The following is a 25,878-nucleotide window of genomic DNA, read 5'->3' on the forward strand; positions in this document are numbered from 1 at the left end:
GGGTCTACCTGCGGGGTTGCGGGCTTATGCTCGCTCATTCTCTTCTCCTTCTGCCCAGGGGGTCTCGGGGGTGGTGGCCATGTGCTTGGCGTGGGAAGCGCTGGGGGCTTCTTCTTCGTGTTCTACAGCTGCTGCGAGGGCCTCTTCGTAGGTGGCTCCTGCCATCATCTGGCCGAGCACGGAGCGGGGCGTGCTGGGCGGGACGATGCCCATGAGCTCGCCGTGGAAGAAGACGGCGATGCGGTCGGCCAGCCCGTAAACCTCGTCGAGTTCAGTAGAGACGATGATGACGGGCACGCCCTTGTCGCGTTCTTCAACGATGCGCTTGTGGATGAACTCGATGGAGCCGACGTCGACACCGCGGGTGGGCTGGGATGCGACAAAGAGTTCTAGTGGGCGGGAAAGTTCGCGGGCTACGACAATTTTCTGCTGGTTACCGCCGGAGAGGGTCGAGGCGGTGTGCTCCTTGGAGCCCATGCGGATATCGAACTCAGCACCTGCCCGGTCGGCGTTTTCAGAGATCTTGGCACGGTTGAGGGTGCCTGCCGATGAGAAGTCTTTGGTGTCGAAGAGGTCGAGGATCAGGTTCTCTGAGATGGAGAAGGAGCCGACGAGGCCGTCCTTGTTGCGGTCTTCGGGCACAAAGCCGACGCCGGTGCGCAGGACCTGCTTGGTGGTCATACCCAGCAACTCGGTGCCGTTGAGCTTCATGGAGCCGGTGGCCTTGGGGTGCAGGCCGATGATGGATTCTGCCAGTTCGGTCTGGCCGTTGCCCTGCACACCGGCAACGGCGAGAATTTCGCCGCCGTGCACGGTGAAGGTGACGTCCTTGAGCAGGGGCACGCCGTTCTCGGCAACCAGGGTGAGGTTTTCGACAGCGAAGGTCTGGTCGTTGGTCTGGGCCTCAGACTTGTCGACGGTCAGCTGCACGGCCTTACCCACCATGAGGGAGGCCAGTTCGGTGGTCGACATGGAGGGATCAGCATGGCCTACGACCTTGCCGCGGCGGATGACGGTGATGTCGTCCGAAATTTCGCGGACTTCGCGGAGCTTGTGGGAGATAAAGAGCAGGGACTTGCCGTCCTTGCGGAGCTGGTCCATGATGCCCAGCAGCTGGTCAGTTTCTGCCGGGGTGAGCACAGCGGTGGGCTCGTCAAGAATCAGAATCTCTGCGTCACGCACCAGGGCCTTGATAATTTCAACGCGCTGCTGCACGCCAACGGGCAGGTCTTCAACGATGGCGTCGGGGTCAACAGCAAAGCCGTAGCGGTCTGAGATCTCACGGATCTTACGGCGGGTGGTCTCAAGATCGAGGGTGCCGCCCTTGAGGGATTCGGAGCCCAGAGCCACGTTCTCGGCAACGGTGAAGACGGGGACCAGCATAAAGTGCTGGTGCACCATGCCGATGCCTGCTGCCATGGCGTCTGAGGGGCCTGAGAACTCAACCGGCTGGTCGTCGATGAACAGCTGGCCTTCGGTGGGCTGGTAGAGACCGAAGATGACGTTCATGAGGGTGGACTTACCCGCGCCGTTTTCACCCAGCAAGCAGTGTACTGTGCCGGGACGGACCACAAGGTCGATGCTGTCGTTCGCGGTAAAGTCACCGAAGCGTTTAGTGACCTTGCGCAGTTCGAGTTTCATGGGGTGGCTTTCTGTGTGAGAACCGGACGCACACTACGGCCTGATGCAGGCTGCAGAGTGAAGGAGTGTTTGTGCCTAGTTTAGCGGGTTCCGAAATATCCAAATTCGAACCCCGATGCATAATTATCCCAGAATAAAGCCACTTCCATGTGACTCACTCTTTAGCAAATACATTTTAAGGAAAAATCTTCTAAACTCTGTATCCAAGCCGCCAAAAGCTACTGTGCAAGTTTACATCGTACCCACTATGATGATTAGAGTTACAGACAGTTTCTCTGAAAGTACCACTCACACAGTTGGCGTAGACTACACGCCGCTCGCTTTCAGGGCCGTATGAAAAGGACCTCCATGTCTCTCACACGCAAGCACCTTGCCTCAACCGGTTCACTGCTGGGCATCTCAGCTCTCCTGCTGGCTGGCTGTGGCGCAGCCCCCGAAGCTTCCTCTTCCTCTTCAACCTCCAGTGGAAGCAACGACTACCTAGGCTGCATCGTTTCTGATTTCGGCGGTTTCCAGGACAAGTCCTTCAACCAAAACTCCTACAAGGGCTTGAAGGATGCTGTTGCCGAATATGGCATCAAATACAGGGATGCAGAGTCCACCACCGAAACCGAATATGCACCCAATCTTGACCAGATGGTACAGTCTGGCTGCAACCTGACCATCACCGTTGGCTTCGGCCTGGCAGATGCCACCAAGGAAGTAGCAGAAGCTAACCCCGACATGCACTTCACCATCGTTGACGATAACTCCATCGAGCTCGACAACGTGCGCCCCATCGTTTTTGATACCGCCCAGGCTGCCTTCCAGGCAGGCTACCTGGCCGCGGCCCAGACCAAGACCGGTAAGGTTGCAACCTACGGCGGTATGGAATTCCCCACCGTTACCATCTTCATGGACGGCTTTGCCCAGGGCGTTGCCTACTACAACGAGCAGAAGGGCGCCAACGTTGAGGTACTCGGCTGGAACACTGAGGCCCAGTCAGGCACCTTCACCGGTGACTTCGAAGACGCCACCAAGGGCAAGACCAACACCCAGAACTTCCTGGACCAGGGCGCAGACATCATCCTGCCCGTAGCTGGCCCCGTAGGTTCCGGTACTCTCGAAGCTGTCAAGGAATACAACGCCACCAGCCCCGAGAACCTCGCCTCTGTGATTTGGGTTGACGCTGACGGTGTTGAAACCAACCCCGACTTCCAGGACATCATCCTGACCTCCATCATGAAGAAGATGGACGCCGCTATCACCGAAACCATCAAGTCAGACATGGACGGTAACTTCACCTCCGACGCCTACATCGGCACCCTGGAGAACGACGGCGTTGGCCTGGCCCCCTTCCACAGCTTCGAATCAGCAGTCTCAGACGAGACCAAGGCTGAGCTCGACAAGATCAAGGAAGACATCATCTCAGGTACCATCAAGGTCGAAACTGCAGGTACCCCCACCGCCTAAGCAGGCAGGTTAGCCTCGGGCTACTCACAGCGGCTCACACACTCAAGAAGGAGAGGTGTGAGCCGTAATTATTTCACATAGTATAAAATCAGAAAGATTAAGTTAGTTTCTAGTTCCATAGCACGTTCTTCCAAATAACCTTCTCATTGTATCCACAAGTGGCAGATGAGACCTGTCCGGGAGCAACGATAGGACCAAATACATAATGCTCCTTTCAACCTTGCAATAGTGACCAGCCGCGGCAAAGCACTGAAACCTGATATATCGAAGGACGCTGGAAGCCTGGAATTTGGTTGCATATTACGCTAGCAGTTCGGCCTTCCACCCACATGCTACAGTTCGAGTTCTAGCCAGCTGCGTTGGCAGGCGCAATCCCACCAAAAACGCTCAAAGAAATTAACAGAGTGATAAAGAAAGTGCCAATAAGATTCCTGACGCGAATCATGACATCCCCTTTCCAATTTTCGATATAGCGACCTGCTATACAGAGAAATCTACCACAGCATAACGAGATTTATATTACTTTTATCTCAATTGTAGATTCCTGGCGAATAGCCCGCAGCGCAGTCGCGGCCATGACCTGCACTCCGTACTCAATCGCACGTTCGTCCGGCACGTAATCGCCCCGGTGCAGATCGTAGGTCACTCCACCGGGCACGCGGGTGCCCAGACGGATTAGGGCACCGGGAACCTCCTGAAGCATCCAGGCAAAGTCTTCCCCACCCATGGACTGCTCCACCAGCACCACGGAGTCCTCCCCCAGCTCCGCGCGGGAGGCCGCCTCAATCATGGCCACCTCATCTTCGGTATTGACGGACGGCGGCACCCCCCGGTAATGCTCCAGCTCAACCTCTACGTTGTAGGGGGCAGCAATCTGATCGACCACCTCATCGAGCATGGCACCGGCCTGCTTCCAAACGTATGCGTCAAGGCAGCGCATGGTACCGGCCAAGAAAGCGGTAGACGGAATAGCGTTGGGAGCTACCCCAGCCTCAATCTGCCCCCAGGCAACCAGCACGCCGGAGCGGACGTCCGTCTTGCGCGAGAGCACAGCAGGCACGTTAATCGCGATTTGGGAGAGGGCGTAAATGACGTCCTCGGTCAGGTGCGGGCGGGAGGTGTGCCCGCCGCGGCCCTTAAGAGTAATTTTGATGGTGTCGGAGGCACTAGTAATAGCCCCGATGCGGGTACCGATTTTACCCACGTCAACCTTAGGTTCACAGTGCAGAGCGAAGGCGCGGGGCACGCCCTCGAGGATACCCTGGGCAATGACATCCACCGCCCCGCCGGGCAGCTGCTCCTCAGCCGGCTGGAAAATAATGCGCACGGTACCATCCAGGGGAAGCTCCTGGTGAAGGCGGTGCAGGGCAATAGCCACCCCCAGCATGACGGTCTGGTGAATATCGTGACCGCAGGCATGCATGACGCCATCGACCTGAGAAGCGTAGGGCAGGTCAGTTTCTTCCTGAATAGGCAGGGCATCGATATCGGCACGCAGGGCAGCGGCCATCGGGCCAGAACCCACATCCACATAGCAGCCGGTACCCTTCAAATGCTTGGGTGCCAGCCCCGCCTCGGTGAGGGTACGGAAAATACGCTCGGTCGTCTTGTTCTCAAGGTACGACAGCTCAGGGTTCTGATGCACTTCACGCCGAAATGCAATCAGTTCCGGCACCAGGGTACGCAGACGTTGGGCAAACAAGGGTGAGCTCAGATCCAAGGAGCTTGCAGCAAAAGAATAGGACGACATGTATATAGAGTAGCCCCTCATACAAAAAGTCGCGCTCCACAGGGGCTGTGGAGCGCGACTTTCTACCGGCCTTTAGAGGGAGCGGGCCAGGATAGCCTGCTTGACCTCGGCAATCGCCTTGGTAATTTCAATACCGCGGGGGCAAGCCTCGGTGCAGTTGAAGGTGGTGCGGCAGCGCCAGACACCTTCCTTATCGTTGAGAATCTCAAGACGCATGTCACCGGCATCATCGCGAGAGTCGAAAATGAAGCGGTGGGCGTTGACAATAGCTGCGGGGCCGAAGTACTGGCCGTCGGTCCAGAAGACGGGGCAGGACGAGGTACACGCGGCGCAGAGGATGCACTTGGTGGTGTCGTCAAAGCGGGCGCGGTCCTCCTGGGACTGGTAGCGCTCGCGCTCCGGCTCGTGGGTGTCGTTGACCAGGAAGGGCATAATCTCGCGGTAGGCCTGGAAGAAGGGTTCCATGTCTACGATGAGGTCCTTCTCGCAGGGCAGACCCTTGATGGGCTCAACGGTGATGGGCTTGGACAGGTCAAGATCCTTGAGCAGGGTCTTGCAGGCCAGGCGGTTGCGGCCGTTGATGCGCATAGCGTCGGAGCCACAGATACCGTGGGCACAGGAGCGGCGGAAGGACAGCGAGCCGTCGATCTCCCACTTAATCTTGTGCAGGGCATCGAGCACACGGTCGGTGCCGTACATGGTCAGCTTGAATTCGTCCCAGTGGGCTTCTGCTGACTCTTCGGGGTTGTAGCGGCGAACCTGCACAGTCACGTCGAAGGTGGGAATAGCGCCCGCTTCGCCTGACTCAGACTTCAGCTCAACCTTGGATTCGGGTTCACGTGCTTCAAAATCAGCCATTTTAGTACTTACGCTCCATCGGTTCATAGCGGGTGAAGGTCACGGGCTTGGTGTCGAAGCGCAGGCCCTTGATGCCTTCCATCTCGGCGTTCTCATCGAGGTAGACCATTGAGTGCTTCATGAAGTTAGCGTCGTCGCGATCGGGGTAGTCTTCGCGGAAGTGGCCGCCGCGGGACTCCTTGCGGTGCAGGGCAGCCACAGACATAACCTTGGCCAGTTCCAGCAGGAAGCCCAGTTCGACCGCTTCAAGCAGGTCGAGGTTGAAGCGCTTGCCCTTGTCTTGAATCTGGATGTTCTTGTAACGCTCTTCGAGTTCAACAATCTTGTTGACGGCGTTGTGGATGGTTGCCTCGGTGCGGAAGACCTGCATGTCGGCATCCATGACATCCTGCAGTTCCTTGCGTAGCTGACCTACCTTTTCGGTGCCTTCGCCATTGCGGATCTGGTTGAGCAGCTCCAGGGTAGCGTCTGCGGCGTCATCGGGGACGGGCAGGAAGTCAGCTGAGGCTGCGTATTCTGCTGCGTAGATACCGGCGCGCTTACCGAAGACGTTGATGTCGAGCAGGGAGTTGGTACCCAGACGGTTGGAGCCGTGGACCGATACACAGGCGACTTCACCGGCAGCGTAGAGGCCGGGGATGATATCCTCGGAGTTGGAGTGTACCTCTGCCTTGATGTTGGTGGGGATGCCACCCATGGCGTAGTGGGCGGTGGGGAAAACCGGGACGGGCTCGGTGTAGGGTTCAACGCCCAGGTAGGTGCGAGCGAACTCGGTGATATCGGGGAGCTTCTCGTCGATGTGGGAGGGCTCGAGGTGGGTGAGATCCAGAAGCACGTAGTCCTTGTTAGGGCCACAGCCTCGGCCTTCACGAACTTCGTTCGCCATGGAACGGGCCACGATGTCGCGGGGGGCAAGGTCCTTAATGGTGGGGGCGTAACGTTCCATGAAGCGTTCACCGTCGGAGTTACGCAGAATACCGCCTTCACCGCGGGCAGCCTCAGAAACCAGGATGCCCAGGCCTGCAAGGCCGGTGGGGTGGAACTGCACGAACTCCATGTCTTCCAGCGGAATACCGTTGCGCAGGGCAATTGCCATGCCGTCACCGGTCAGGGTGTGGGCGTTGGAGGTGGTCTTGAAGATCTTGCCACAGCCACCGGAGGCGAAGATAACGCTCTTGGCCTGGAAGACGTGGACGTCGCCGGTAGCCAGATCGTAGGAGACAACACCTGCGGGGCGGCGGACGCCGTCCTCGTCTTCCACCATAACCAGGTCGAGCACGTAATACTCGTTGTAGAACTCTACGTTGTGCTTGACGCAGTTCTGGTAGAGGGTCTGCAGAATCATGTGGCCGGTGCGGTCTGCTGCGTAGCAGGCGCGGCGCACAGGAGCCTTACCGTGGTCGCGGGTGTGACCACCGAAGCGGCGCTGGTCAATACGACCCTCGGGAGTGCGGTTAAAGGGAAGACCCATCTTCTCAAGATCGAGAACGGCATCGATGGCTTCTTTCGCCATGACCTCAGCTGAGTCCTGGTCTACCAGGTAGTCGCCGCCCTTGATGGTGTCAAAGGTATGCCACTCCCAGTTGTCCTCTTCAACGTTAGCCAGAGCCGCACACATGCCGCCCTGGGCAGCACCGGTGTGGGAGCGGGTGGGGTAGAGCTTGGTGAGCACAGCGGTGCGGACGCGCTGGCCAGCTTCGATAGCGGCTCGCATACCAGCGCCGCCTGCGCCGATGATAACGACGTCGTACTTATGTACCTGCATTGTGTGAATGCTTCTTTCTAAAATCTAGAGCGCCAATAGCTTACGGGGCGGTGCAGAAGGACGGCAAAAGGTCTGCGGCTGCACCGGCGGGGCAGGGATCAAAGGTGAAGATGACCAGGGTGCCCAGAAGAATCACGAAAGCGGTGGCAAGGAAGAGGGCTACCTTCAGGGCAAAGCGCACGCCGTCCTTTTCTGCGTAATCGTCGATGATAACGCGGATGCCGTTAGCGCCGTGCAGCATAGCCAGCCACAGGAGCAGAAGATCCCAGACCTGCCAGAAGGGGTTAGCCAGCTTACCGCCGACAAAACCGAAGTCAATGCGGTGTACGCCTTCACCCATCATGAGATTGACGAAGAGGTGACCGAAAATCAGGATGACCAGCAGAACACCGGAGACACGCATGTAGAGCCAGGCGAACATCTCGAAGTTGTTGCGCTTGGACGAGGCCCGGTTGTATTTGATACCCGAGACGGTGTTGTCGCGGCTACGGGGAACCGAAATCTTGGTTTTCAGAGGAGTTGCCATGTCTTAGTGACCCCCAAAGACGAGCATGAAGTGACGGACGAGGAAGGGAACCATGACGACGGCCCAGAGCACCAGGACGCCCCAGAGCATAGCTTTCTGGTTCTTGGCACCGTTCTTCCAGAAGTCCACCAGGATAATGCGGATACCGTTAAAGGCGTGGTAGACAATAGCTGCTACCAAAACAGCTTCGCCCAGACCCATGATGGGGTTCTTGTAGATGTGCATGACGGCGTTGTAGGCCTCGGGAGAGACGCGGACAACAGCGGTATCAAGCACGTGAACCAGCAAGAAGAAGAAAATGGCGATACCTGTAATGCGGTGGGCAACCCACGACCACATACCTTCACGGCCGCGGTACAGCGTGCCCTTGGATGTATTCGGCACTGAATAACCTCCTGTGTGATGCGAAACGACACACCGATAGGTTGAGCCCATCTGTGCGCCCACGCAACATACGTATTGTGTGTTCTACTCAACAGCAAGATTAGCAGGTTTTAGGGCCGCTTACTTACACCGTGTCACCATCTCTTACCCCCGTATTTCCGGGAAATAGGCAAGGTTTTAATGCCCTTAAGCCAGCTATCGGCGTTATCATGCGGAAGCCGCCGTGAAGTTTTCCGTCAAAAGTGACCGGCGCCGTACAGTTTAAGGAAAAGATTTCATCATTATGACTTCAATTCTGGGTACACTGTAGAAACAATGAGAACACCACTTGAACGGTTCTACCCCCTCATTCCGGCCGGCGGCGTAGGGTCCCGCCTATGGCCTCTCTCTCGCGCCGTAGAACCTAAATTTCTGCTTGACCTGACCGGGACAGGTTCATCCCTCCTCCGTGCCACCTACGATCGCTTGGTTGATCTCGCAGCTGATGGCGTCCTTGTCGTCACCGGCCAGGCCCACGCCAACGCCGTCACCCAGCAGCTCTCAGAGCTGCGCGGGTCTGACCTGGTACTCGAACCCTCACCTCGCGACTCTGCAGCAGCCATTGGCCTTGCCTGCGCTATTCTGCACGAGCGCGACCCCGAGGCCATCATCGGATCCTTCGCCGCTGACCACATCATCAGCCCGGTTGAAGAGTTCCAAGCCGTAGTACGCGAGGCCGTACACGCCGCAGCCTCCGGCAAAATCGTCACCATCGGCATCGAACCCACCAAGCCTTCCACCGCCTTCGGCTACATCAAAGCCACCCAGAACCTGGGGCTGGAAGACGCCCCCAGCGTCCTTGCCGTTGACCAGTTCGTCGAAAAGCCCAACGAAGCCACCGCAACCGAGTACGTAGCCAGCGGCGACTACACCTGGAACGCCGGCATGTTCGTGGCTCCTGCAGCCCTCATGCTGCAGCACCTCGAAGCCAACGAGTCAGAACTCTACGCCGGCATCATGGAAATCGCCCGCGCCTGGGACACACCCTCACGCGAAGCCTGCATGACCCGTCTCTGGGAGACCCTACCCAAGACCGCCATCGACTATGCAGTAGCTGAGCCTGCCGCAGCAGCCGGTGACGTAGCTATGGTTCCCGGACCCTTCAGCTGGGACGACGTAGGCGACTTTGACGCCGTAGCCCGCCTCAACATCGAAAAGAGCGGCGATGATCTCTTCGTACTGGGCGACAAGTCCAGCGTCATCAGCGAAGAATCCACCGGCATCGTCGTCAACAACACCGGCCGTAAGATTTCGGTCATCGGTATTGAAGATGTTGTTATCGTTGACACCGCAGATGCCCTGCTTGTCACCGTACGCGACGACGCCCAGAGCGTGAAGAACACCGTCAACACCCTGAAAGAACTGGGCCAGGACAACCTGCTCTAGCCCATCAGAGTTACATAAAGGCCCGCACCGTTTTCTCGGTGCGGGTCTTTTTTGACACTCACATTATGCAAATGATTCTCATTTAGTTTAGACTGGTGGGCATGTACAACACCTCTCGTCCTCTTTTCACCCTCATCAGCGCCGCCCTCGCCCTTGCCCTTACAGGCTGCGGGGCAGCGTCCGCCCCCTCCGCCACCTCAACCAGAGACCAGGCCAGCGCCACCGCAACCACAGAACGCGCAGCCATCACCGAAGCCTCCGCCCCCTCAGTCCGCATCGCACTGACCTACGACGGCGGAATCATGATCGTGGACGGCAAGACCTTTGAAGCCATAGAAACCATTGAAAAAGAAGGCTTCCTGCGCCTGCAGCCCGCAGGCGACAACCGCCACCTGGTCGTAGCCGACGGATCCTCCTACACCATGCTCGACATGGGCGCCTGGACCCAGGCCCACGGCGACCACGACCACTACTACACCACTACCCCTACCCTTACCTCCCTGTCCTTCGCAGCGGACGGCACCGGCCACGTCATCACCGACTACGGCCGCTCAGCCATGTTCGCCGACAACACCGGCACCATCGAGGTCTACTCCCCCGCCGACCTAACCGGCGATGACCAGTACACCGCCACCAACATCAGCACCGAAACCATCACTCTGCCCGACGCTCACCACGGCCTGGCCATCCCCCTCGAGAACAACCAGTACCTGGTATCGGTAGGCACCGAGGATGCCCGCACCGGCGCAGCCGTCATCAATGCCGACGGCTCGGTTGTCACCGAAAGCCTCGACTGCCCCGGCATTCACGGCGAAGCGATTGCCGCTAACGACACCTTTACCGTTGGCTGCCAAGACGGCGCCCTCATCTACGCAGACGGCACTTTCACCAAGATCACCAACCCCGAAGATCTATACTCCCGCTCCGGCAACCAGGCCGGTTCAGCTGATTCAGCTATCGTGCTCGCCGACTACAAAACCGACCAGGACGCCGAACTCGAACGCCCCGAACAGTTCGCCCTGATCCACACCATCACCAAGGAACGCACTAAGATCGCCCTGCCCGAAGGCATCTCCTACACCTTCCGTTCACTGGCCCGCGGCCCCGAAGGCTCCCACCTGCTGCTGACAACCGACGGCAAGCTCCGCTTCTGGGCTGAGGACGGCACCGAGCTGGGTTCCGTCGACATCATGGACTCCTGGACCGAGTCAGAAATCTGGCAGGACCCCCGCCCCGCTATATGGGTTGACGGCGAAACCGCCTACGTCACCGACCCCGCCACCAAGAAGCTACACGTTGTCTCCCTGGCGAAGATTGCGGACGGTACCGCCGAGGTATTTGCCAGCATCGACCTGCCCGAGGTACCCAACGAAATCAACGGTATCTCCCGCACCGCTGAACTGGTAACCACCACCGAAGTGGACTCTGACCACTAAAACACCGCTCACTCAAAAGGCCCTGCTTCTTCGCCCATGGTGCGAAGAAGCAGGGCCTTTTCTATTGATGAAACTTGTTCACAAGATTTGGTGGAGCAGGCTCACAGCGAAGCTGCCGGCTCGATGAAGTGAGCGGGTGCGAGCGCGCGAGCACACAAGAGCGAACGCAATCCGCCGCAAGGCGGGGCGTGAAGGCCAGGCTTACGCCTATTCCGCCCGCAGATTATTTTCCTCGCGCACTCGGAATCTGCTGGGCTCCATCCAGCGCGAGCCTGCGACGCCCCATGTCTTAGAGGCGTATTGTTCCCAGCTGCTGCCAGCTGCCTGCGCTGAATCGGTAGACCGTCAGCCGGTTCATGGTGAAATGGGCAAGAGCGGGTGGTAGGGTCGCAAAATCGCGTAAGGACGCCGCCAGGGAAGGGGCCGGGGCATGGTTGGCTAGGGTGAGGTGAGGCTCGTAGGGAAAAGGTGACACGGACTCCCCTACCGCCTTCTGGCAGGCTACATGAATCAGGGTGAGCCTATCTGCCCCGGCGACAACGGGGAGGTAGGTTACGGGGGTAACCGGCTCAAAGGTTGCGGCCGGCCCCAGGCCCACCTGCACGGGGCCGATGCCGGTGACTGCCTGCTCAATGGAGCGCAGGGGGTCGCCGCCGGTGTCCTCGCTAATCAAAATCGTAATGTGACAGCTTTCTGCAACGGGGCCCACCAGGCCCTGGCTTGCCCGCCAACTGACCAGGCGCGCAGACACCATCGCAGGTACCTCGGCAACAATGCTGAGGTACCTGCGGTCGGGGTCTATGGTCGGTGAAGAAGCCACCAGGCTAGGTCGTCTAACTCTTAGAGGGCGGGCAGGAAGCCTACCGCGTCATACACGTTCTTCACGGTCACAGAGGCAATCTCACGGGCCTTACCGGCACCGATGGCCAGCAGGCGGTCTAGCTCCGCCGGGTCGTCCATGAGCTCCAGGGCGAGCTCACGAATGGGCGACAGTTCCTCAACCACAATCTCGGCCAGGTCAACCTTGAGGTGGCCGTACATCTTGCCCTCGTATTCAGCGACGATGTCGTCAATGGCCTTACCCGTCACTGCCGAGTAGATAGACAGCAGGTTAGAAACACCGGGCTTGTTCTCACGGTCATAGGTAATCTCGCTGCCGGCGTCGGTGACTGCGCCCTTAATCTTCTTGGCGGTCTTCTTGGGGTCATCAAGCAACCAGATAATGCCCTTATTGGCGGTTGCTGACTTGCTCATCTTGGAGTCCGGAGTCTGCAGATCGTAAATCTTGGCAGTCTCTTTGAGAATGACCGGCTCAGGCACCACGAAGGTATCGCCAAAGCGGGAGTTGAAGCGCTGAGCCAGGTTGCGGGTCAGTTCCAGGTGCTGGCGCTGGTCCTCGCCCACCGGCACTACATCGGCCTGGTAGAGCAGGATATCTGCTGCCATAAGGACGGGGTAGGTGAAGAGCCCCACCGAGGCGTTATCGGTGCCCTGCTTAGCTGCCTTGTCCTTGAACTGGGTCATGCGGGCAGCTTCACCGTAGCCGGTAATGCAGTTGAGCACCCAGGCCAGCTGTGCATGCTCGGGCACATGCGACTGCACGAAGAGCGGGGTCTTCTCAGGGTCGATACCGGCAGCGATGTACTGGGCCGCAGTCTTGCGGGTGCGCTCCAGCAGAACCGCCGGGTCCTGGGGCACGGTAATCGAGTGCATATCGGGAATGAAGTAGAGGCACTCGTGGTCTTTCTGCAGGTCAACCCAATTATTGACCGCACCGATGTAGTTACCCAGGTGCATGGAATCCGCGGACGGCTGGGCGCCCGAGAAAGCACGCGGCGCACCGGTTGCCGCGTTGGGAATCTTAGCCTTGATGTTTTCTTCGGGGGTGGTCTGCTGCGACTTGCTCACGGGGCGTCCTTCGCTGTGTTTAGGCCCCTTCACGGGCCAGTTCCATACCGTTCTTAGCGGTGAAGTTAATGGTGTCGATAGCGCGATTAATCATGTCACGGGAGTTTTCGTCGTTGACCTCAAGCTGCTCGGCAATCACCTTTGACTGCACCAGGCAAATCTGGAAAGAGTGGGCCAGCTTCTCGGTGTGTACATCAGACTCGTACTCGGCACGCTTCACGGCGTGTTCCTCGTAGGCCTTGCGCTGGGCTACCAGGGTACGGTTGACGTTCACTAGGAGGTAGGCTGCGATACCCAGCCAGGCTGCGATAATACCGGCCAGAATCCAACCCAGCACCGACTCTTCGCGGGCTGACTGGACGATAGCCCAGGCCAGCAGGGCAACGAGAATTGCCATGCCGATGCCCGCCCCCATGAGGACGACCTTAGTGTTCTGCTCTTGTGCTGTTTTTTCTGAACCGTTCGACTGCATGACCTCTATTATGTCAAAGGAAGCCAGCCCGCGCTGAATCGCAGGCCCAACTTAAGCGTAAAGTGGGGTATATGATGCCCTCATCACGTGAAACGAAGTACCAGCAGGTCGCCCAACTCATCGAAGAGCGCTATATCTGCCCGACCGATGAGAACATGCCCCTGCCCACAGAACGGCAGCTGCAGGATATCTTCTCCGTCTCACGCGACACCATCCGCCGGGCCCTGCGGGAACTAGCTAACGCCGGCCTTATCTACCATGTGCAGGGGTCAGGCACCTACGTTGCCCCGCACAAGCATCCGATGCGGGCGCCGTCCTTACGCTCTTTCACAGACGACATGGCCGCGCGCGGCCACCGACCCCACTCCCTCACCCTCACCTGCCACCTCATCGAGGCGCCGCTGGCGGTTCAGCGCGATTTGAATCTGGACGCCGGTGCCAAGGTAATTCAGATTCAGCGACTGCGGCAGGCGGACGGCTCCCCTATCGCTCTTGAGACCGCCCACTTCCTGCCCGAGGCCTTTTCCCATGTGGAGCCTGAGCTATCTGCCTCGCTCGATGCCCAGATGCGGGCGTCCGGCTTCCAGGTGGAAACCGCAACCGTGCGGGTGGTAGCAACCAACCTGACCCAGACAGAAGCAGCCCAGCTGGGGGTTCCCCTCGGGGCGGCCGCCTTACGCGTTGAAAAAGTGGGCTATACCGTGCGCGGCCTGCCCGTTGAAAGTACCCAGACCCTCTACCGGGGCGACCGCTACGACTTTGAGATAGAGGTCAAGAGGTAGTTCTTTTCCGTGAGTGCATACGAGAATCGCCGAGTGCATACGCTCTTGGTAGGCACTCGGCGATTCTCGTGGACACTTAGGCTTAGGCAGCCTGGCGTTCTGCGGTTTCTACCACGTTGACCAGCAGCATAGCGCGGGTCATGGGGCCAACGCCGCCGGGGTTGGGTGAGTACCAGCTGGCCTTAGCTACTGCCTCGGGTGAGATGTCGCCGGTCAGCTTCTTCTTGCCGGTCTCGGGGTCCTCGATACGGGAGACGCCGACGTCGAGCAGGATAGCGCCGTCCTTCACCTGGTCAGCCTTCACGGCGTGGGCAACGCCCACGGCGGCCACGATGATATCGGCATCGCGCAGGGCTGCACTGACATCCTCGGTGCCGGTGTGCACCAGGGTGGCAGTGGAGTTGACGTCCTTGCGGGTCAGCAGCAGGCCCAGGGGGCGGCCCACGGTAATACCGCGACCCAGCACAGCGACCTTCTTGCCCTTCCACGAAATACCGTGGCGCTCCACCAGCTCAATCACACCGTTAGGGGTGCAGGGCAGAGGCGAGTTCAGGGGTTCGCCCACATTGAGGACGAGGCGGCCCAGGTTCATGGGGTGCAGGCCGTCGGCGTCCTTCTCGGGGGCAATCTTCTCAAGAACTCGATTGGTATCGATGTGCTTGGGCAGGGGCAGCTGAACGATGTAGCCGGTGCAGGCCGGGTCGTTGTTCAGCTTTTCGAGCTCAGCTTCAAGTTCTTCCTGGCTGATGGTCTCGGGCAGCTCCACCTTGATGGAGGCAATGCCAACCTCGGCGCAGTCGCGGTGCTTACCACCCACGTAGGAGCGGGAGGCGGGGTCATCGCCCACCAGCACGGTCGCCAGACCGGGGGTAACGCCCTTTTCTTTCAGGGTAGCTACGCGCTCGGCGAGTTCGCTCTTAATCTGGGCGGCGGTAGCGGTGCCGTCAAGAATCTGCGGCATGTTTACCACTCCTCGATACCGGAGTAGAGGGGGAACTTCTCGCACAGGGCGGTAACGCGCTGGCGCTGGGCTACGACGTCGACGCCGGGCTTGAGGGTTTCGGCGATGATGTCGGCGACCTCGGTGAAGGCTTCAGCATCGAAGCCGCGGGTTGCCAGGGCGGGGGTACCGATACGCAGGCCGGAGGTGACCATGGGCGGACGGGGGTCGTTGGGCACCGCGTTACGGTTGACGGTGATACCGGCTTCGTGCAGCAGGTCTTCTGCCTCACGGCCGTTGATTTCGGCGTCGCGCAGGTCGACCAGGACCAGGTGAACGTCGGTGCCACCGGAAATCACCTTAACGCCAGCCTCTGCCATGTCGGCCTGGTTCAGGCGGTCAGCCAGAATCTTGGCACCTTCGAGAGTACGGGCCTGGCGGTCCTTGAACATGTCGGAAGCAGCAATCTTGAAGGCGGTAGCCTTACCGGCGATAGCGTGCATGAGAGGGCCGCCCTGCTGGCCGGGGAAGACAGCCGAGTCGATCTTCTTCTTCAGGTCTTCAACACACATGATGAAGCCGGAGCGGGGGCCTGCCAGGGTCTTGTGGACGGTAGAGGACACCACGTGGGCGTGGGGGACGGGGTTGGGGTGCAGGCCAGCTGCTACCAGGCCAGCGAAGTGGGCCATATCAACCCAGAGGTAGGCACCGATTTCATCGGCGATGGCACGGAAGGCAGCGAAATCCAGCTGGCGGGTGTAGGCCGACCAGCCAGCAATAATGACCTTGGGCCTCTCGGCCAGGGCCAGCTCGCGAACCTCGTCCATGTTCACACGGCCGGTTTCTTCGTCCACACCGTAGGCAACAACCTCGTAGAGCTTGCCCGAGACGTTGAGCTTCATACCGTGGGTCAGGTGACCACCGTGGGCCAGGGACAGGCCCATAATCTTGTCACCGGGGGTCAGCAAGGCGTGCATGACGGCGTTGTTCGCCTGGGCACCGGAGTGGGGCTGCACATTGGCGTGGTCGGCACCGAAAAGAGCCTTGGCGCGGTCGATAGCCAGCTGCTCCACCACGTCAACAAACTCGCAGCCGCCGTAGTAGCGGCGGCCGGGGTAACCTTCGGCGTACTTGTTGGTCAGAACAGAGCCCTGAGCTTCAAGCACAGCGCGGGGGGCGAAGTTCTCTGAAGCAATCATTTCGAGGGTGTTCTGCTGGCGTTCCTGCTCGTGCTGGATAGCTTCAGCGACCTCGGGGTCTACCTCGGCCAGGGGCAGGTTGGTGACGTTGGGTGAAAGGTTGGTCATGCCACTTCCTTGAGTATGGTGGATCAGGTTCTTCTGCTTATCTGTACGAGGGGATACAGAAGATCACGTGATGCTTTAACCGAGCGGCGCGTGTGAGCGCACTCTATTTTTAAGTGTATGTGACCTAGCTAGCGAGAGCCCGCTGCCCCGGCAGATTTGAGACAATTTTCAGGTTTTTACCCTCCCCGCTTTTAAGCGGCGCGGACGCCGGTGAGCAGCTCACCGGCATCCGCGCAGGAAAAAGGGAGGCTAGGCCTGCCGCAAAATAGTGCGGGCAAATTCAAAGTAGCTTTCGGCGTCAAAGTCGCGCACGGTGCTGGCCTGCACCACAAAACCGGTGAGCACAGACAGGACCGCCGAGCCCAACATCTGCAACCAGGTCTCTAGCTCCGAGGGGGAAAAATCGAGTTCGGTCTCAGCCCAGGCCTGGTAGCTCGCCACTACGCGGGAGCGCAAGAGGCCCAGCTGTTCGTCCACAACCTCAGCGACCTCAGGTACCGTCGCGGCCTCGCCCCAGGTAATCGCCAAAAAACGTGTGAGCTGCTCATGGTCCCGCAGGGTCACCAGGCAGCGTTCCACAAACTCCCAGGGCAGCTCATCGCTGCGCGTCTCAAACTGAGAGAGGTCTACCCGGGCAGCCGCAGCCATAATCTCGGTTTTCCCCGAGAAGTGGTTATAAATCGCCCCGGCAGATAAGCCCGAGGCCGCAATCACCTCGCTCATCGAGGTCTGCTGATACCCCTTCTGCATAAACACAGCGCGGGCAGCCTCAACAAGCTCGGCACGACGGGAACGCATATACTCTTCACTGACTTTCGGCACCCTCCCATTTTAAAGCACAGCGGCCCGCCGCCCACCCCGGCAAACCCCGCCGCAGGGGCCCTTTCTTGCTACACTAAAGGGCGAACCAGCAGCACTACCCCACCCACCGTAGCTGCCCAGCGAGCGCCCCAGCAGCCGCACCTGCTCACGGGGGGGGACCCCCACTCGCCCACACCACCGCACAGCATTAGGGAAGAGGCACCGTCACATGGCGAATAACGCCAAGTCACGCCGTCAAGAGCGTATTGAAAAGCAGAAGAAGAACAGCCGCAAGTGGATTGCAACCGGCGCTGCAGCCGTGATTTTGCTCTGCGGCGGCGCTATTGCGTACACCAATATCACCGGCGATAAGCACCCCTCCACCACCAGCGGCCAGACCGTTCCGGCGGCCTGCTCAACTACCCAGGCTGTCACCGTGGCCACCACCGAACCTATGGCAGCAGCGCTGAAGGCTATGCCCGTGGACGAGGACACCTGTATCACCCTCGACATCACCACAGATAAGACCGCCAGTGATGTGCTCACCGAGTCAACCAGTGGTACGGCAACCACCAACCTCTGGATTCCCGATTCCACCACCCGCGCCGAGCTGGCCATGAGCGAAGCTAACACCGGTTTGACTCCCCTTGCGGAGTCCCTTGCCCAGGCCCCCGGCGTCGTCGTGTCAGAAGATAACACCAGCTACGGCACCTGGCTCGAAGCCCTCAAGGCTGAAGATACCGTCAGCATGGGTGACCCCAAGGAAGACCCCGGAGCTTTCGCGGCCCTGCTCGGCGGTATCTCTGAGGCGTCAGCGGGTACCGTCAACCTTGAGGATCTTACCGGCGGCACCGCCCTGCGTGCCCAGAGCATCGGCGTAACCGAGGCTGCCCAGAGCGCCACCGAGCTGCTGACCGATGTGGATAATGGCACCAAGGACGCCGCGATCGTCACCGAGGCTGACTACGCAGCCTATGCCTCAGCCCATGCAGATTCCGGGCTGACCGCAACTGTACCCGGCGATGGCTCCTTTGCCCTCAACTACCCCCTCTACCAGGCGTCCTCCAGCAATAACACCACTATCGATGAGGCTGCCCAGCAGATTATCGACTTCATGGGTAGCGAGGACGGCAAGCAAGCTCTGGCAGCTACTGGCTTGCGCGCGGCGGACGGCCAGGAGCTAGAAGGCGAATACAGCGTCGGTAGCTTTACGGCGCTGACTCCCAGCAACCAGGATGTGCTCACCCAGGTCTGGACCTCCTACTCCCTGCAGTCTGCGCCGCTGAACGCTCTGGTGGTGCTCGACGCGTCAGGTTCCATGCTGCTGCCGGTAGCTGGTACCGACAAGTCCCGTATGGATATCACCGTTGAGTCTGTGCTGGCAGGTTCCCAGCTCTTCCCGGCCCGCGATTCTATGGGCCTGTGGAAGTTCTCTCGTGACCTCACCCTGCCTGACGGTTCTGTTTCTGATTACCAGGAGCTGGTACCCATGCGCGGCTTTGAAGAGACTGTAGACGGGAAAACCCAGCGGGTGCTCTTGCAGGAGGCTGGCGCGGGTATTGCCGCGACCATTGATCCCAACGGCTTCACCGCCCTTTACGACACCACCCTGGCTGCATTCCGCTCGGCAAAGGAAAACTATGCCTACGGTTCGGTAAACGCTGTAATCGTGCTGACCGACGGTGAAAACCACGACAATAATTCCATTAGCCAGGAAGAACTGATTTCTACCATTCAGGCGGAGCAGGACCCGGCTAACCCGGTCTTCATCATCATGATTGGTGTCTCTGAGGACGCCGACATGAACGCCCTGACCACCATCGCCCAGAGCGTCGGCGGCGAGGCCCATATGGCTTCCTCCCCCACCAACGTGCAGCGCATCTTCGCTGAAGCCCTCACCGGCATCTCGGACGCCGCTGCGTAGCAGTAGGGTTCTTCCCTCATCACAGTAGAAGTCCGCCCCTCCGTACGTGGAGGGGCGGACTTTTTACTGCGGATAACTAGTTCTACCAGAGGCGGAGCGAAGTCCTTCTTCCGCCGAGCGAAGCTTAGTGGAAGAAGTGACGGGATGGAGGGGAGAATTCCGAGCGTGCGAGGAAGTAATTCTGCCCGGAATCGGAGCGAAGTCCTTCTTCCACCGAGCGAAGCTTAGTGGAAGAAGTGACGAGCTCCGGTGAAGTACATAGTCACTCCCGCTTCCTTGGCGGCAGCGATGACTTCTTCATCGCGGATGGAGCCGCCGGGCTGTACGACTGCGCGGACGCCGGCGTCCAGGAGCACCTGGAGGCCATCGGCGAAGGGGAAGAAGGCGTCTGAGGCGGCAACAGACCCGCGGGCGCGTTCTACACCTTCTGCTAGGGTGTTAGCGCGTTCGACGGAGAGGCGGCAGGAGTCTACGCGGTTGACCTGGCCCATGCCGATGCCGACGGCAGCTCCGTCGTTAGCGAGCAGGATGGCGTTGGATTTGGCGGCGCGTAGGGCCTTCCAGGCGAATTCAAGGTCGGCGAGGGTGGCTTCGTCGGCAGCGTCGCCGGCGACGAGCTGCCAGTTTTCGGCCTTGTCACCGTCGGCGTGCAGGCGGTCGGCGTCCTGGAAGAGGGCGCCGCCGGAGACCTGGCGGTATTCGATGGTGTCGCGGGCGAAGCCTTCGGGTAGCTGGAGGATGCGCAGGTTCTTCTTGGTCTGCAGGATTTCCAGGGCTTCGGGGGCGTAGGAGGGGGCGATGATGACTTCGGTGAAGATGCCCTTGACGGTTTCTGCCATGGCTGCGGTGACTTCGCGGTTGGCTGCGATGACGCCGCCGTAGGCTGAGAGGGGGTCGCAGGCGTGGGCCTTGGCGTGGGCGTCGGCGATGGGGTCGGCTGCGTCTGCTGCGCCGACGGCGATGCCGCAGGGGTTGTTGTGCTTGATGATGGCGACGGCGGGTTCGTCGAAGTCGTAGGCGGCGCGTAGGGCGGCGTCGCCGTCGACGTAGTTGTTGTAGCTCATGGTCTTGCCACCGAGCAGTTCTGCCTGGGCGATGCCGGGGGTTGCGGCGGGGTCGACGTAGAGGGCGCCTGCCTGGTGGGGGTTTTCACCGTAGCGCAGGGATTCGGAGCGTTCGAAGGCGAGTCCGGCGAAGGGGGGCCAGTAGTTGGCGTCTTCGTCCTGTTCGAACTGGGCTGCGGTCCAGGTGGCGACGGCAGTGTCGTAGGCAGCGGTGTGGGCGAAGGCGGCGGATGCCAGGCGGCGGCGCTCTGCCAGGTTGAAGCCACCGGCCTTGGCAGCTTCAACGACCTGGCCGTACTTGGCGGGGTCGACGACGATGGCTACGGCGTCGTGGTTCTTGGCTGCTGCGCGCACCATGGAGGGGCCGCCGATGTCGATTTTTTCGATGATGGCGTCCTGGTCTGCGCCGGAGGCTACGGTCTCAACGAAAGGGTAGAGGTTGACGACGACCAGGTCGAAGGCCTCGATCTCCATGTCTTTGAGGGTGTCGATGTGTTCCTGCTTGCGGCGGTCTGCCAGGATGCCGGCGTGGACGCGGGGGTGCAGGGTCTTGACGCGGCCTTCGAGGCATTCGGGGAAGCCGGTGATGTCGGAGACTTCGGTGACGGGGACGCCGGCTGCGGCGATGGTGGAGGCGGTTGAACCGGTGGAGACGATAGCGACGCCGGCTTCGTGCAGGCCCTTTGCTAGGTCTTCGAGGCCGGTCTTGTCGTAGACAGAGATGAGGGCACGCTTGAGCGGTACGCGGTCGAGCTCAATGAGACTCACAGATTAACTCCGTTTCTTTTGCTGCCGGGTTGGGCCGGGTCAGCAGGTGGTTACGTGGGTGTGAGTCGTTTTGGTAAGGAGCCCCGACCCTAGGCCCAGCCCCGTGGTGCGGGGCTAAACTTGTGGGTTAGGCGCGTTCGCCGTTGAGGTCTTGGGCCAGGCGGGCGATGGTTTCTACCAGGAGCACTCGCTCTTTGACCTTGATACGCTCGTGCAGGGTTTCTTCGGTGTCGTCATCGAGGACGTCGACGGCGGATTGGGCCAGGATGGGGCCGGTATCGACGCCGGAGTCGACAAGGTGCACGGTGAGGCCGGTGACTTTGACCCCGTGGGCAAGGGCGTCGCGCACGCCGTGAGCTCCTGGGAAGGACGGCAGCAGGGCGGGGTGGGTGTTGATGATGCGATTTTTGAAGCGGTCAACGAGCTGGGCATCGACGATGCGCATGAAGCCGGCGAAGATGATGTAGTCGGCGCCGTAGCTGGCGATTTTTTCTTCCAGGGCGCGGTTCCAGGCTTCGCGGGTGTCGTAGTTGCGGGGTTCGACGAGGAAGGTCTCGATTCCGGCGGCCTCTGCTCGTTCGATTCCCAGGCAGGGCTTGTCGGCGCCCACGGCCAGGACCGTGGCGTTCAGGTCGCCGGCTGCTACGGAGTCAAGGATGGACTGTAAATTTGTGCCCGATCCGGACACCATCACCACAATGCGCATACAGAAAAGTTTATCGCATGCGAGTGCCAACACACTGCCGTATTTTCATGCTGAGACGCCAGTAGTTTGCACTGTGCAAGGCGGGCGGTAGGGCGCGGTAAGGTGGTAGGTATGTCTGACACCGTGCGTCCTTCCACCCAGCTGCCTTCTGACCGTGTGCTTGAAAATATCAAGGTGTGGTCCCGTCTGTCGTTTTTGGCGATGGTTGCTACGGTGGCTAGCACCTCCTACCCGGGCTGGTTCGCCGCGGTAACAGGGGCCCTGGCGGTGCTGACCTTCGCTCTTACCACGGTGACCCTGGTGAAAATGGTGGGAGCTAAGTTCCCCGCTTTTTCGGTGATACTCATGGTCATGGTGATGCTCTGGTCGCTCTTTTTGGGCTTCGCCGCGCTGGTTCAGCTAATTTTTGTGGACGCCACCATCGCCTACGCGGAGTGCCTGCAGCAGGCTGTGACCCTGAGCCGCCAGCAGCAGTGCACCTCGCAAATGAGCGACGGCCTGCTGCAACAGCTCATGGGGCAGTAGCTGGAATTTATTCCTTGCCCGTACCTTCTGCCAGCTCTTCAAGGCGTCCTTCTGCCAGCTCTTCAAGGCGTTTTTGGCGGCGGGCACGCAGGGACTTAGGACGCTTCACCACGGGCAGGAAGGGCACAGCGGGTTCTTCAGCTTCAGTCTCGCTTTCAGCCGCTGCTTCTGCTTCGCCAGATGCGGTATCTTCAACTTCATTTTCAGGCGCTACTTCCTCAGCCTCAGGAGCAACTTCATCGCTCTCGGCAGGCTGGGCCTGCTCGCGGTCAGCCATGATACGCGCCAGCGCAGCGGCGCCCTTCTCGCTGGAAGCCACAGCCGACCCGCCCTCAGCGGGGGTCTTGCCGCCGGCGTCCTGACTCTCTAGCTCGCCCGGCTCTGCGTCTACCTTCTCGACGGCGTCCGGCTGGTCAGCCCCAGCCTTTTCTGCCTTACGCTCGGCGCGGGCCGCTGCCTTCTGGGCCTTGGCCTCGGCGCGGGCTGCGCGCTTCTGCTCGCGGGTAAGCTTGGCCTGGGCAAAGCGCTCTAGTTCACCGGAGGTATCGCGCACCAGCAGGTGGGCAAGGCCCAGCACCAGCAGGTGGGCAAGGCCCAGCCCCAGCATGGTACCGGCCGCCAGCAGCACGGCAGAGAAGGCCCCAAAGATGAGGGGGTGCGGGCCGATAGTCGTGAAGCGGCCCAGCCCCAGCGACCCGTTAGCAGCCCAACCCAGCAGGGTGGTCAGCAGGAAGGTCGGCAGCAGGGTTAGGACGGCAAGCCCCAGGGTAGAAAGGGGCCAGGACAGCCAGCGGAAGCGAATCTTGAGGGAAAGCCACTCGTCAAAGTGGTTTTCACCTTCGCGGAAGAACCACCAGCCGCCCAGGGCACCAGAGGCTAGGGGCACGGCAAGGGCCAGGTACCCCCAGGGTTCGGACGCGTGCGGCAGCGCCCCCAGCACCGGCAGGGAGGGCATGACCCCCACGTTGGTGCCGGTCAGGTCAACGGAGGTGCCGGTGCCCAGGGCAAAGCCCGCGCCGGAGCTCCACGCCATGGAGTAGACCACCAGGTTCACGAGCAGACCCAGCTGCAGCAGGGTTAGGGCTAGGCCGCCGACTGCACCAGCGTGCAGGGTCTGATAAAGGGAGACGACGTCGTCCCAGTGCCAGAAGAGGGTGACGACCAGCAGCAGGGCGCCACCGGCCGCAAAGGCCAGTACGCTCACCAGGGCTGCCCGCAGCAAGGCCCAGACGTAGGAGCCTGCCCAGCGGGAATACTGGCTGAATTTCTTCACCCAGTCGGCTGCGTTCACACCGATCATGGCTGTTAGCGAGCGCGATTCGGCGTACCCGCCCAAAATGATGCCCAGGGCAGCTACCCAGAGGGGCACCAGGGCGGCGAGGACGGGCGAGGTGGAGAAGAAGTCGTTGGTGGATAGCAGGCTCACCCCGGCACCCACCACGGCGTAGGCGAGAAGACCACCGGCCAGGGGCTGCCAGAACTGGCCCTCGTAGCTGGCGCGGGCCAGGCGGCGGCCGGAGCGGTAGCAGAGGGCTAGGGGAATCAGGGTGAGGCCCAAGGGTACCAGGCTCATGGTTCCGGTCACCGCTGAGAAGACCCCCTGCTCGGGGATATTCATGTTCAGGGGCACGCCGTGAACCAGCAGCCACAGGTGCCCGGCTACAGAGACAGCACCGGCTAGGGTACCGCTGCTGTTGAAGCCGTTGGTGTACCAGACCGCCACCAGGAGCAGGACGACGGTGAGGTAAGAGGCCAGCGCCACGAGGGCAAGTTCAACTGAGCCCTGCAGCCACAGGGGCATAGGGAGGGAACGTTTGGGGTGAGCGGTGGTATTCATCGTCTTTCATCATGTCATGTTTCTCTGTTGTGTGCCTGATGACGCCTGTAAACAGGGTAAGAGTGCGGTGAAGATAACCGGCCCAGCTCGCCCCGGCGGTAGAGTGGGAGCCATGAGCAGTGAAACTTCGTATGTGATGATCACCGGTGCTTCGGCAGGTATCGGCGCCGAGTTCGCCCGCCAGTATGCAGCAGCCGGGTACAACCTGGTACTCACCGCCCGGCGGGCCGAGACTCTAGAAGACCTAGCAGGCCAGCTACGCGACAGATTCTCGGTAGACGTTGAAGTAATCCCTGCTGATTTGCTGGTGGAGCAGGACGTCACCCGCCTGGTTGAGCGCCTACAGCAGGTTGAGCACCCCGTTGAGATACTGGTCAATAATGCGGGTTTTGGGCTCGGCAAGAGCTTTGATGCAGCACCCGTAGAGCGCCACCTAGACCAGGTCGACGTACTGGCCAGGGTTCCGCTCCAGCTCATGCACACGGCGATTGTTGCCATGCTGCCGCGCGGGCGGGGCCGCATTATTAACGTCGCCTCGGTGGCAGCCTTTACCCCCGGCGGCACCTACTCGGCAGTTAAACGTTTCCTAGTGGTGGCCTCAGAATCGGCCCACCTGCAGTATTCACATCGGGGTATCCATGTGACAGCCCTATGCCCGGGCCTAACCCGGTCGGAATTCCACGACACCATGGGCCAGGGCGAGCCCCACCTACCGGACTTTTTATGGCTGAGCCCCCAACGGGTTGTCGCCGAAGGTATCGCTGCGGTCACGGCAGGTAAGCCGACCTGTGTGCCGTCCTTACCTTACAAACTAACGGTCGCAGCCACACGGGTGCTACCCCGCCGGCTGGTGGCAGCCGCGATAGCGAGAACGCGAGACTATTAGAACCTTAATAAGTTAGTACCCCGGTTTTTGTGCAAATACCCCAGATAAAAACCGGGGTACACAGAAATTTTCGGGTTAGTCTTCCCAGGGATCCACCGCCGGGACGCCCCAGGACTTATAAATCTCGGCCTTACTCGAAATAATCTCAAGCTGGTGGACGGTCGCTGTGGCAGCCATCAGGCCCTCAAGGGCTGCTGTGGCGAGGGGGGCGGGGCGCTGCCCACCCACCAGGTGGAGGTGCTTCTCGGCGTGGCGGCCAGCCCACTCCAGTGACACCTTCGCATCGACTTCTAGCACGTGGGAGTCGAAGCGGTCCATGAGCTCAGCGAGCCAGCGTTCGGTTTCAGGGTAGGGGTAGAGGCCCTTGAGCTCACCGAGGCTGAGCACCGAGATGTACATGGTGCGGTAGGAGCGGCGGCGCAGGCAGTTCACTACCGGCGGGTGCGGGGTGGCCTTGCGGATCTCAGCAAGGACATCGGAATCGAGAAGCAGACCTATCTGGCTCATGCAGCTTTCAGAACACCGTACTCAGTTGCAGGGATACCGCTGGGGTTGGGGGCCAGCAGGAAGTTGAGGAATTCGCTGCGCTCGTTGGAGATGCGGGTGTAGTCCTGGATGCTCATTGCGGTGTAGCCGCCGCGGGCGGGTACAGAGGCAGCAGAGATGTTCTTCTGAACGGTGATGTGAGGACGGTGGGCGTGAGGTCGAGCGTTTGACATGC

24 protein-coding genes are annotated in these 25,878 nt (G+C 60.2%); 7 read left to right on the forward strand and 17 right to left on the reverse strand.

Annotation, left to right across the window (positions count from 1 at the left end; genetic code table 11):
• Positions 1 to 24 precede the first annotated feature (24 nt).
• The gene (locus E4U03_RS01155; protein WP_135011165.1) at positions 25 to 1,641 is read right to left on the reverse strand and encodes an ABC transporter ATP-binding protein; all 1,617 of its coding nucleotides are present in this window, start codon (positions 1,639 to 1,641) and stop codon (positions 25 to 27) included.
• A 348-nt stretch (positions 1,642 to 1,989) separates the two neighbouring features.
• Between E4U03_RS01155 and E4U03_RS01160 the strand changes: the two genes are divergently transcribed.
• The gene (locus E4U03_RS01160; RefSeq protein WP_228065681.1) at positions 1,990 to 3,093 is read left to right on the forward strand and encodes a BMP family lipoprotein; all 1,104 of its coding nucleotides are present in this window, start codon (positions 1,990 to 1,992) and stop codon (positions 3,091 to 3,093) included.
• A 514-nt stretch (positions 3,094 to 3,607) separates the two neighbouring features.
• Here E4U03_RS01160 and E4U03_RS01165 read toward each other — a convergent pair.
• The 5 genes from E4U03_RS01165 to sdhC form a co-directional block, all read right to left on the reverse strand.
• The gene (locus E4U03_RS01165; protein ID WP_135011167.1) at positions 3,608 to 4,843 is read right to left on the reverse strand and encodes an amidohydrolase; all 1,236 of its coding nucleotides are present in this window, start codon (positions 4,841 to 4,843) and stop codon (positions 3,608 to 3,610) included.
• Between the two features lie 72 nt (positions 4,844 to 4,915).
• Positions 4,916 to 5,701, reverse strand: a complete 786-nt coding sequence (locus tag E4U03_RS01170; protein WP_135011168.1) for a succinate dehydrogenase iron-sulfur subunit — start codon at positions 5,699 to 5,701, stop codon at positions 4,916 to 4,918.
• A 1-nt stretch (position 5,702) separates the two neighbouring features.
• Positions 5,703 to 7,466, reverse strand: coding sequence for a succinate dehydrogenase flavoprotein subunit (gene sdhA, locus E4U03_RS01175; RefSeq protein WP_135011169.1), 1,764 nt, complete (start codon positions 7,464 to 7,466; stop codon positions 5,703 to 5,705).
• 40 nt (positions 7,467 to 7,506) lie between these two features.
• Positions 7,507 to 7,992 carry a succinate dehydrogenase hydrophobic membrane anchor subunit gene (locus E4U03_RS01180; protein ID WP_135011170.1) on the reverse strand — a complete coding sequence of 162 codons (486 nt, stop codon included), beginning with the start codon at positions 7,990 to 7,992 and terminating at the stop codon, positions 7,507 to 7,509.
• A 3-nt stretch (positions 7,993 to 7,995) separates the two neighbouring features.
• On the reverse strand, positions 7,996 to 8,376 hold the full coding sequence (gene sdhC / locus E4U03_RS01185) for a succinate dehydrogenase, cytochrome b556 subunit (RefSeq protein ID WP_237196975.1): 381 nt from the start codon (positions 8,374 to 8,376) through the stop codon (positions 7,996 to 7,998).
• Positions 8,377 to 8,691: 315 nt separating this feature from the next.
• On the opposite strand from sdhC, the gene E4U03_RS01190 reads away from it, so the two are divergent.
• Positions 8,692 to 9,801 (forward strand): mannose-1-phosphate guanylyltransferase, encoded by a 1,110-nt coding sequence (locus E4U03_RS01190; protein ID WP_135011171.1) that lies wholly within the window; start codon positions 8,692 to 8,694, stop codon positions 9,799 to 9,801.
• Between the two features lie 101 nt (positions 9,802 to 9,902).
• On the forward strand, positions 9,903 to 11,237 hold the full coding sequence (locus E4U03_RS01195; RefSeq protein ID WP_135011172.1) for a hypothetical protein: 1,335 nt from the start codon (positions 9,903 to 9,905) through the stop codon (positions 11,235 to 11,237).
• A gap of 289 nt (positions 11,238 to 11,526) precedes the next feature.
• Here E4U03_RS01195 and E4U03_RS01200 read toward each other — a convergent pair whose 3' ends face one another.
• Genes E4U03_RS01200 through E4U03_RS01210 form a run of 3 tightly spaced genes read right to left on the reverse strand, consistent with a single transcriptional unit; the run spans position 11,527 to position 13,617 of the window.
• Positions 11,527 to 12,057 (reverse strand): 2'-5' RNA ligase family protein, encoded by a 531-nt coding sequence (locus tag E4U03_RS01200; protein ID WP_135011173.1) that lies wholly within the window; start codon positions 12,055 to 12,057, stop codon positions 11,527 to 11,529.
• A gap of 20 nt (positions 12,058 to 12,077) precedes the next feature.
• Positions 12,078 to 13,145 carry a tryptophan--tRNA ligase gene (gene trpS / locus E4U03_RS01205; protein WP_135011174.1) on the reverse strand — a complete coding sequence of 356 codons (1,068 nt, stop codon included), beginning with the start codon at positions 13,143 to 13,145 and terminating at the stop codon, positions 12,078 to 12,080.
• A gap of 19 nt (positions 13,146 to 13,164) precedes the next feature.
• Complete coding sequence (locus E4U03_RS01210; protein WP_135011175.1) at positions 13,165 to 13,617, reverse strand: hypothetical protein; 453 nt, start codon at positions 13,615 to 13,617, stop codon at positions 13,165 to 13,167.
• Positions 13,618 to 13,688: 71 nt separating this feature from the next.
• Here E4U03_RS01210 and E4U03_RS01215 point away from each other — a divergent pair, with 71 nt between their 5' ends.
• A complete protein-coding gene (locus E4U03_RS01215) occupies positions 13,689 to 14,399 on the forward strand; it encodes a GntR family transcriptional regulator (RefSeq protein WP_135011176.1) in 711 nt (236 codons plus the stop codon).
• 82 nt (positions 14,400 to 14,481) lie between these two features.
• Here the strand turns inward: E4U03_RS01215 and E4U03_RS01220 are convergent, their stop codons facing one another.
• The 3 genes from E4U03_RS01220 to E4U03_RS01230 form a co-directional block, all read right to left on the reverse strand.
• Complete coding sequence (locus E4U03_RS01220; protein ID WP_135011177.1) at positions 14,482 to 15,360, reverse strand: bifunctional methylenetetrahydrofolate dehydrogenase/methenyltetrahydrofolate cyclohydrolase; 879 nt, start codon at positions 15,358 to 15,360, stop codon at positions 14,482 to 14,484.
• Between the two features lie 2 nt (positions 15,361 to 15,362).
• The gene (gene glyA / locus E4U03_RS01225; RefSeq protein ID WP_135011178.1) at positions 15,363 to 16,646 is read right to left on the reverse strand and encodes a serine hydroxymethyltransferase; all 1,284 of its coding nucleotides are present in this window, start codon (positions 16,644 to 16,646) and stop codon (positions 15,363 to 15,365) included.
• Between the two features lie 249 nt (positions 16,647 to 16,895).
• Positions 16,896 to 17,444, reverse strand: a complete 549-nt coding sequence (locus E4U03_RS01230) for a TetR/AcrR family transcriptional regulator (protein ID WP_228065682.1) — start codon at positions 17,442 to 17,444, stop codon at positions 16,896 to 16,898.
• 232 nt (positions 17,445 to 17,676) lie between these two features.
• On the opposite strand from E4U03_RS01230, the gene E4U03_RS01235 reads away from it, so the two are divergent.
• Positions 17,677 to 19,371, forward strand: a complete 1,695-nt coding sequence (locus tag E4U03_RS01235; RefSeq protein WP_135011180.1) for a substrate-binding domain-containing protein — start codon at positions 17,677 to 17,679, stop codon at positions 19,369 to 19,371.
• A gap of 224 nt (positions 19,372 to 19,595) precedes the next feature.
• Here E4U03_RS01235 and purH read toward each other — a convergent pair whose 3' ends face one another.
• Together purH and purN are read right to left on the reverse strand one after the other, a co-directional pair.
• Positions 19,596 to 21,203 carry a bifunctional phosphoribosylaminoimidazolecarboxamide formyltransferase/IMP cyclohydrolase gene (gene purH, locus E4U03_RS01240; RefSeq protein ID WP_135011181.1) on the reverse strand — a complete coding sequence of 536 codons (1,608 nt, stop codon included), beginning with the start codon at positions 21,201 to 21,203 and terminating at the stop codon, positions 19,596 to 19,598.
• A gap of 127 nt (positions 21,204 to 21,330) precedes the next feature.
• Entirely contained in the window at positions 21,331 to 21,909 is a 579-nt protein-coding gene (purN, locus tag E4U03_RS01245; protein ID WP_135011243.1) for a phosphoribosylglycinamide formyltransferase, read from the reverse strand.
• Between the two features lie 111 nt (positions 21,910 to 22,020).
• Here purN and E4U03_RS01250 point away from each other — a divergent pair, with 111 nt between their 5' ends.
• Positions 22,021 to 22,434, forward strand: a complete 414-nt coding sequence (locus E4U03_RS01250; protein ID WP_135011182.1) for a hypothetical protein — start codon at positions 22,021 to 22,023, stop codon at positions 22,432 to 22,434.
• A 7-nt stretch (positions 22,435 to 22,441) separates the two neighbouring features.
• Here E4U03_RS01250 and E4U03_RS01255 read toward each other — a convergent pair whose 3' ends face one another.
• The gene (locus E4U03_RS01255; RefSeq protein ID WP_135011183.1) at positions 22,442 to 24,271 is read right to left on the reverse strand and encodes a cell division protein PerM; all 1,830 of its coding nucleotides are present in this window, start codon (positions 24,269 to 24,271) and stop codon (positions 22,442 to 22,444) included.
• A 112-nt stretch (positions 24,272 to 24,383) separates the two neighbouring features.
• On the opposite strand from E4U03_RS01255, the gene E4U03_RS01260 reads away from it, so the two are divergent.
• The gene (locus E4U03_RS01260; RefSeq protein ID WP_135011184.1) at positions 24,384 to 25,157 is read left to right on the forward strand and encodes an SDR family NAD(P)-dependent oxidoreductase; all 774 of its coding nucleotides are present in this window, start codon (positions 24,384 to 24,386) and stop codon (positions 25,155 to 25,157) included.
• Between the two features lie 75 nt (positions 25,158 to 25,232).
• Here the strand turns inward: E4U03_RS01260 and E4U03_RS01265 are convergent, their stop codons facing one another.
• Together E4U03_RS01265 and E4U03_RS01270 are read right to left on the reverse strand one after the other, a co-directional pair.
• Complete coding sequence (locus tag E4U03_RS01265; RefSeq protein WP_135011185.1) at positions 25,233 to 25,664, reverse strand: plasmid stabilization protein; 432 nt, start codon at positions 25,662 to 25,664, stop codon at positions 25,233 to 25,235.
• On the reverse strand, positions 25,661 to 25,876 hold the full coding sequence (locus E4U03_RS01270; RefSeq protein ID WP_083091505.1) for a nuclease PIN: 216 nt from the start codon (positions 25,874 to 25,876) through the stop codon (positions 25,661 to 25,663). The genes E4U03_RS01265 and E4U03_RS01270 overlap by 4 nt, the downstream gene beginning before the upstream one ends.
• Positions 25,877 to 25,878 lie beyond the last annotated feature (2 nt).

The organism is Rothia nasimurium (genome assembly GCF_004569295.1).
Lineage (GTDB): Bacteria > Actinomycetota > Actinomycetes > Actinomycetales > Micrococcaceae > Rothia > Rothia nasimurium_B.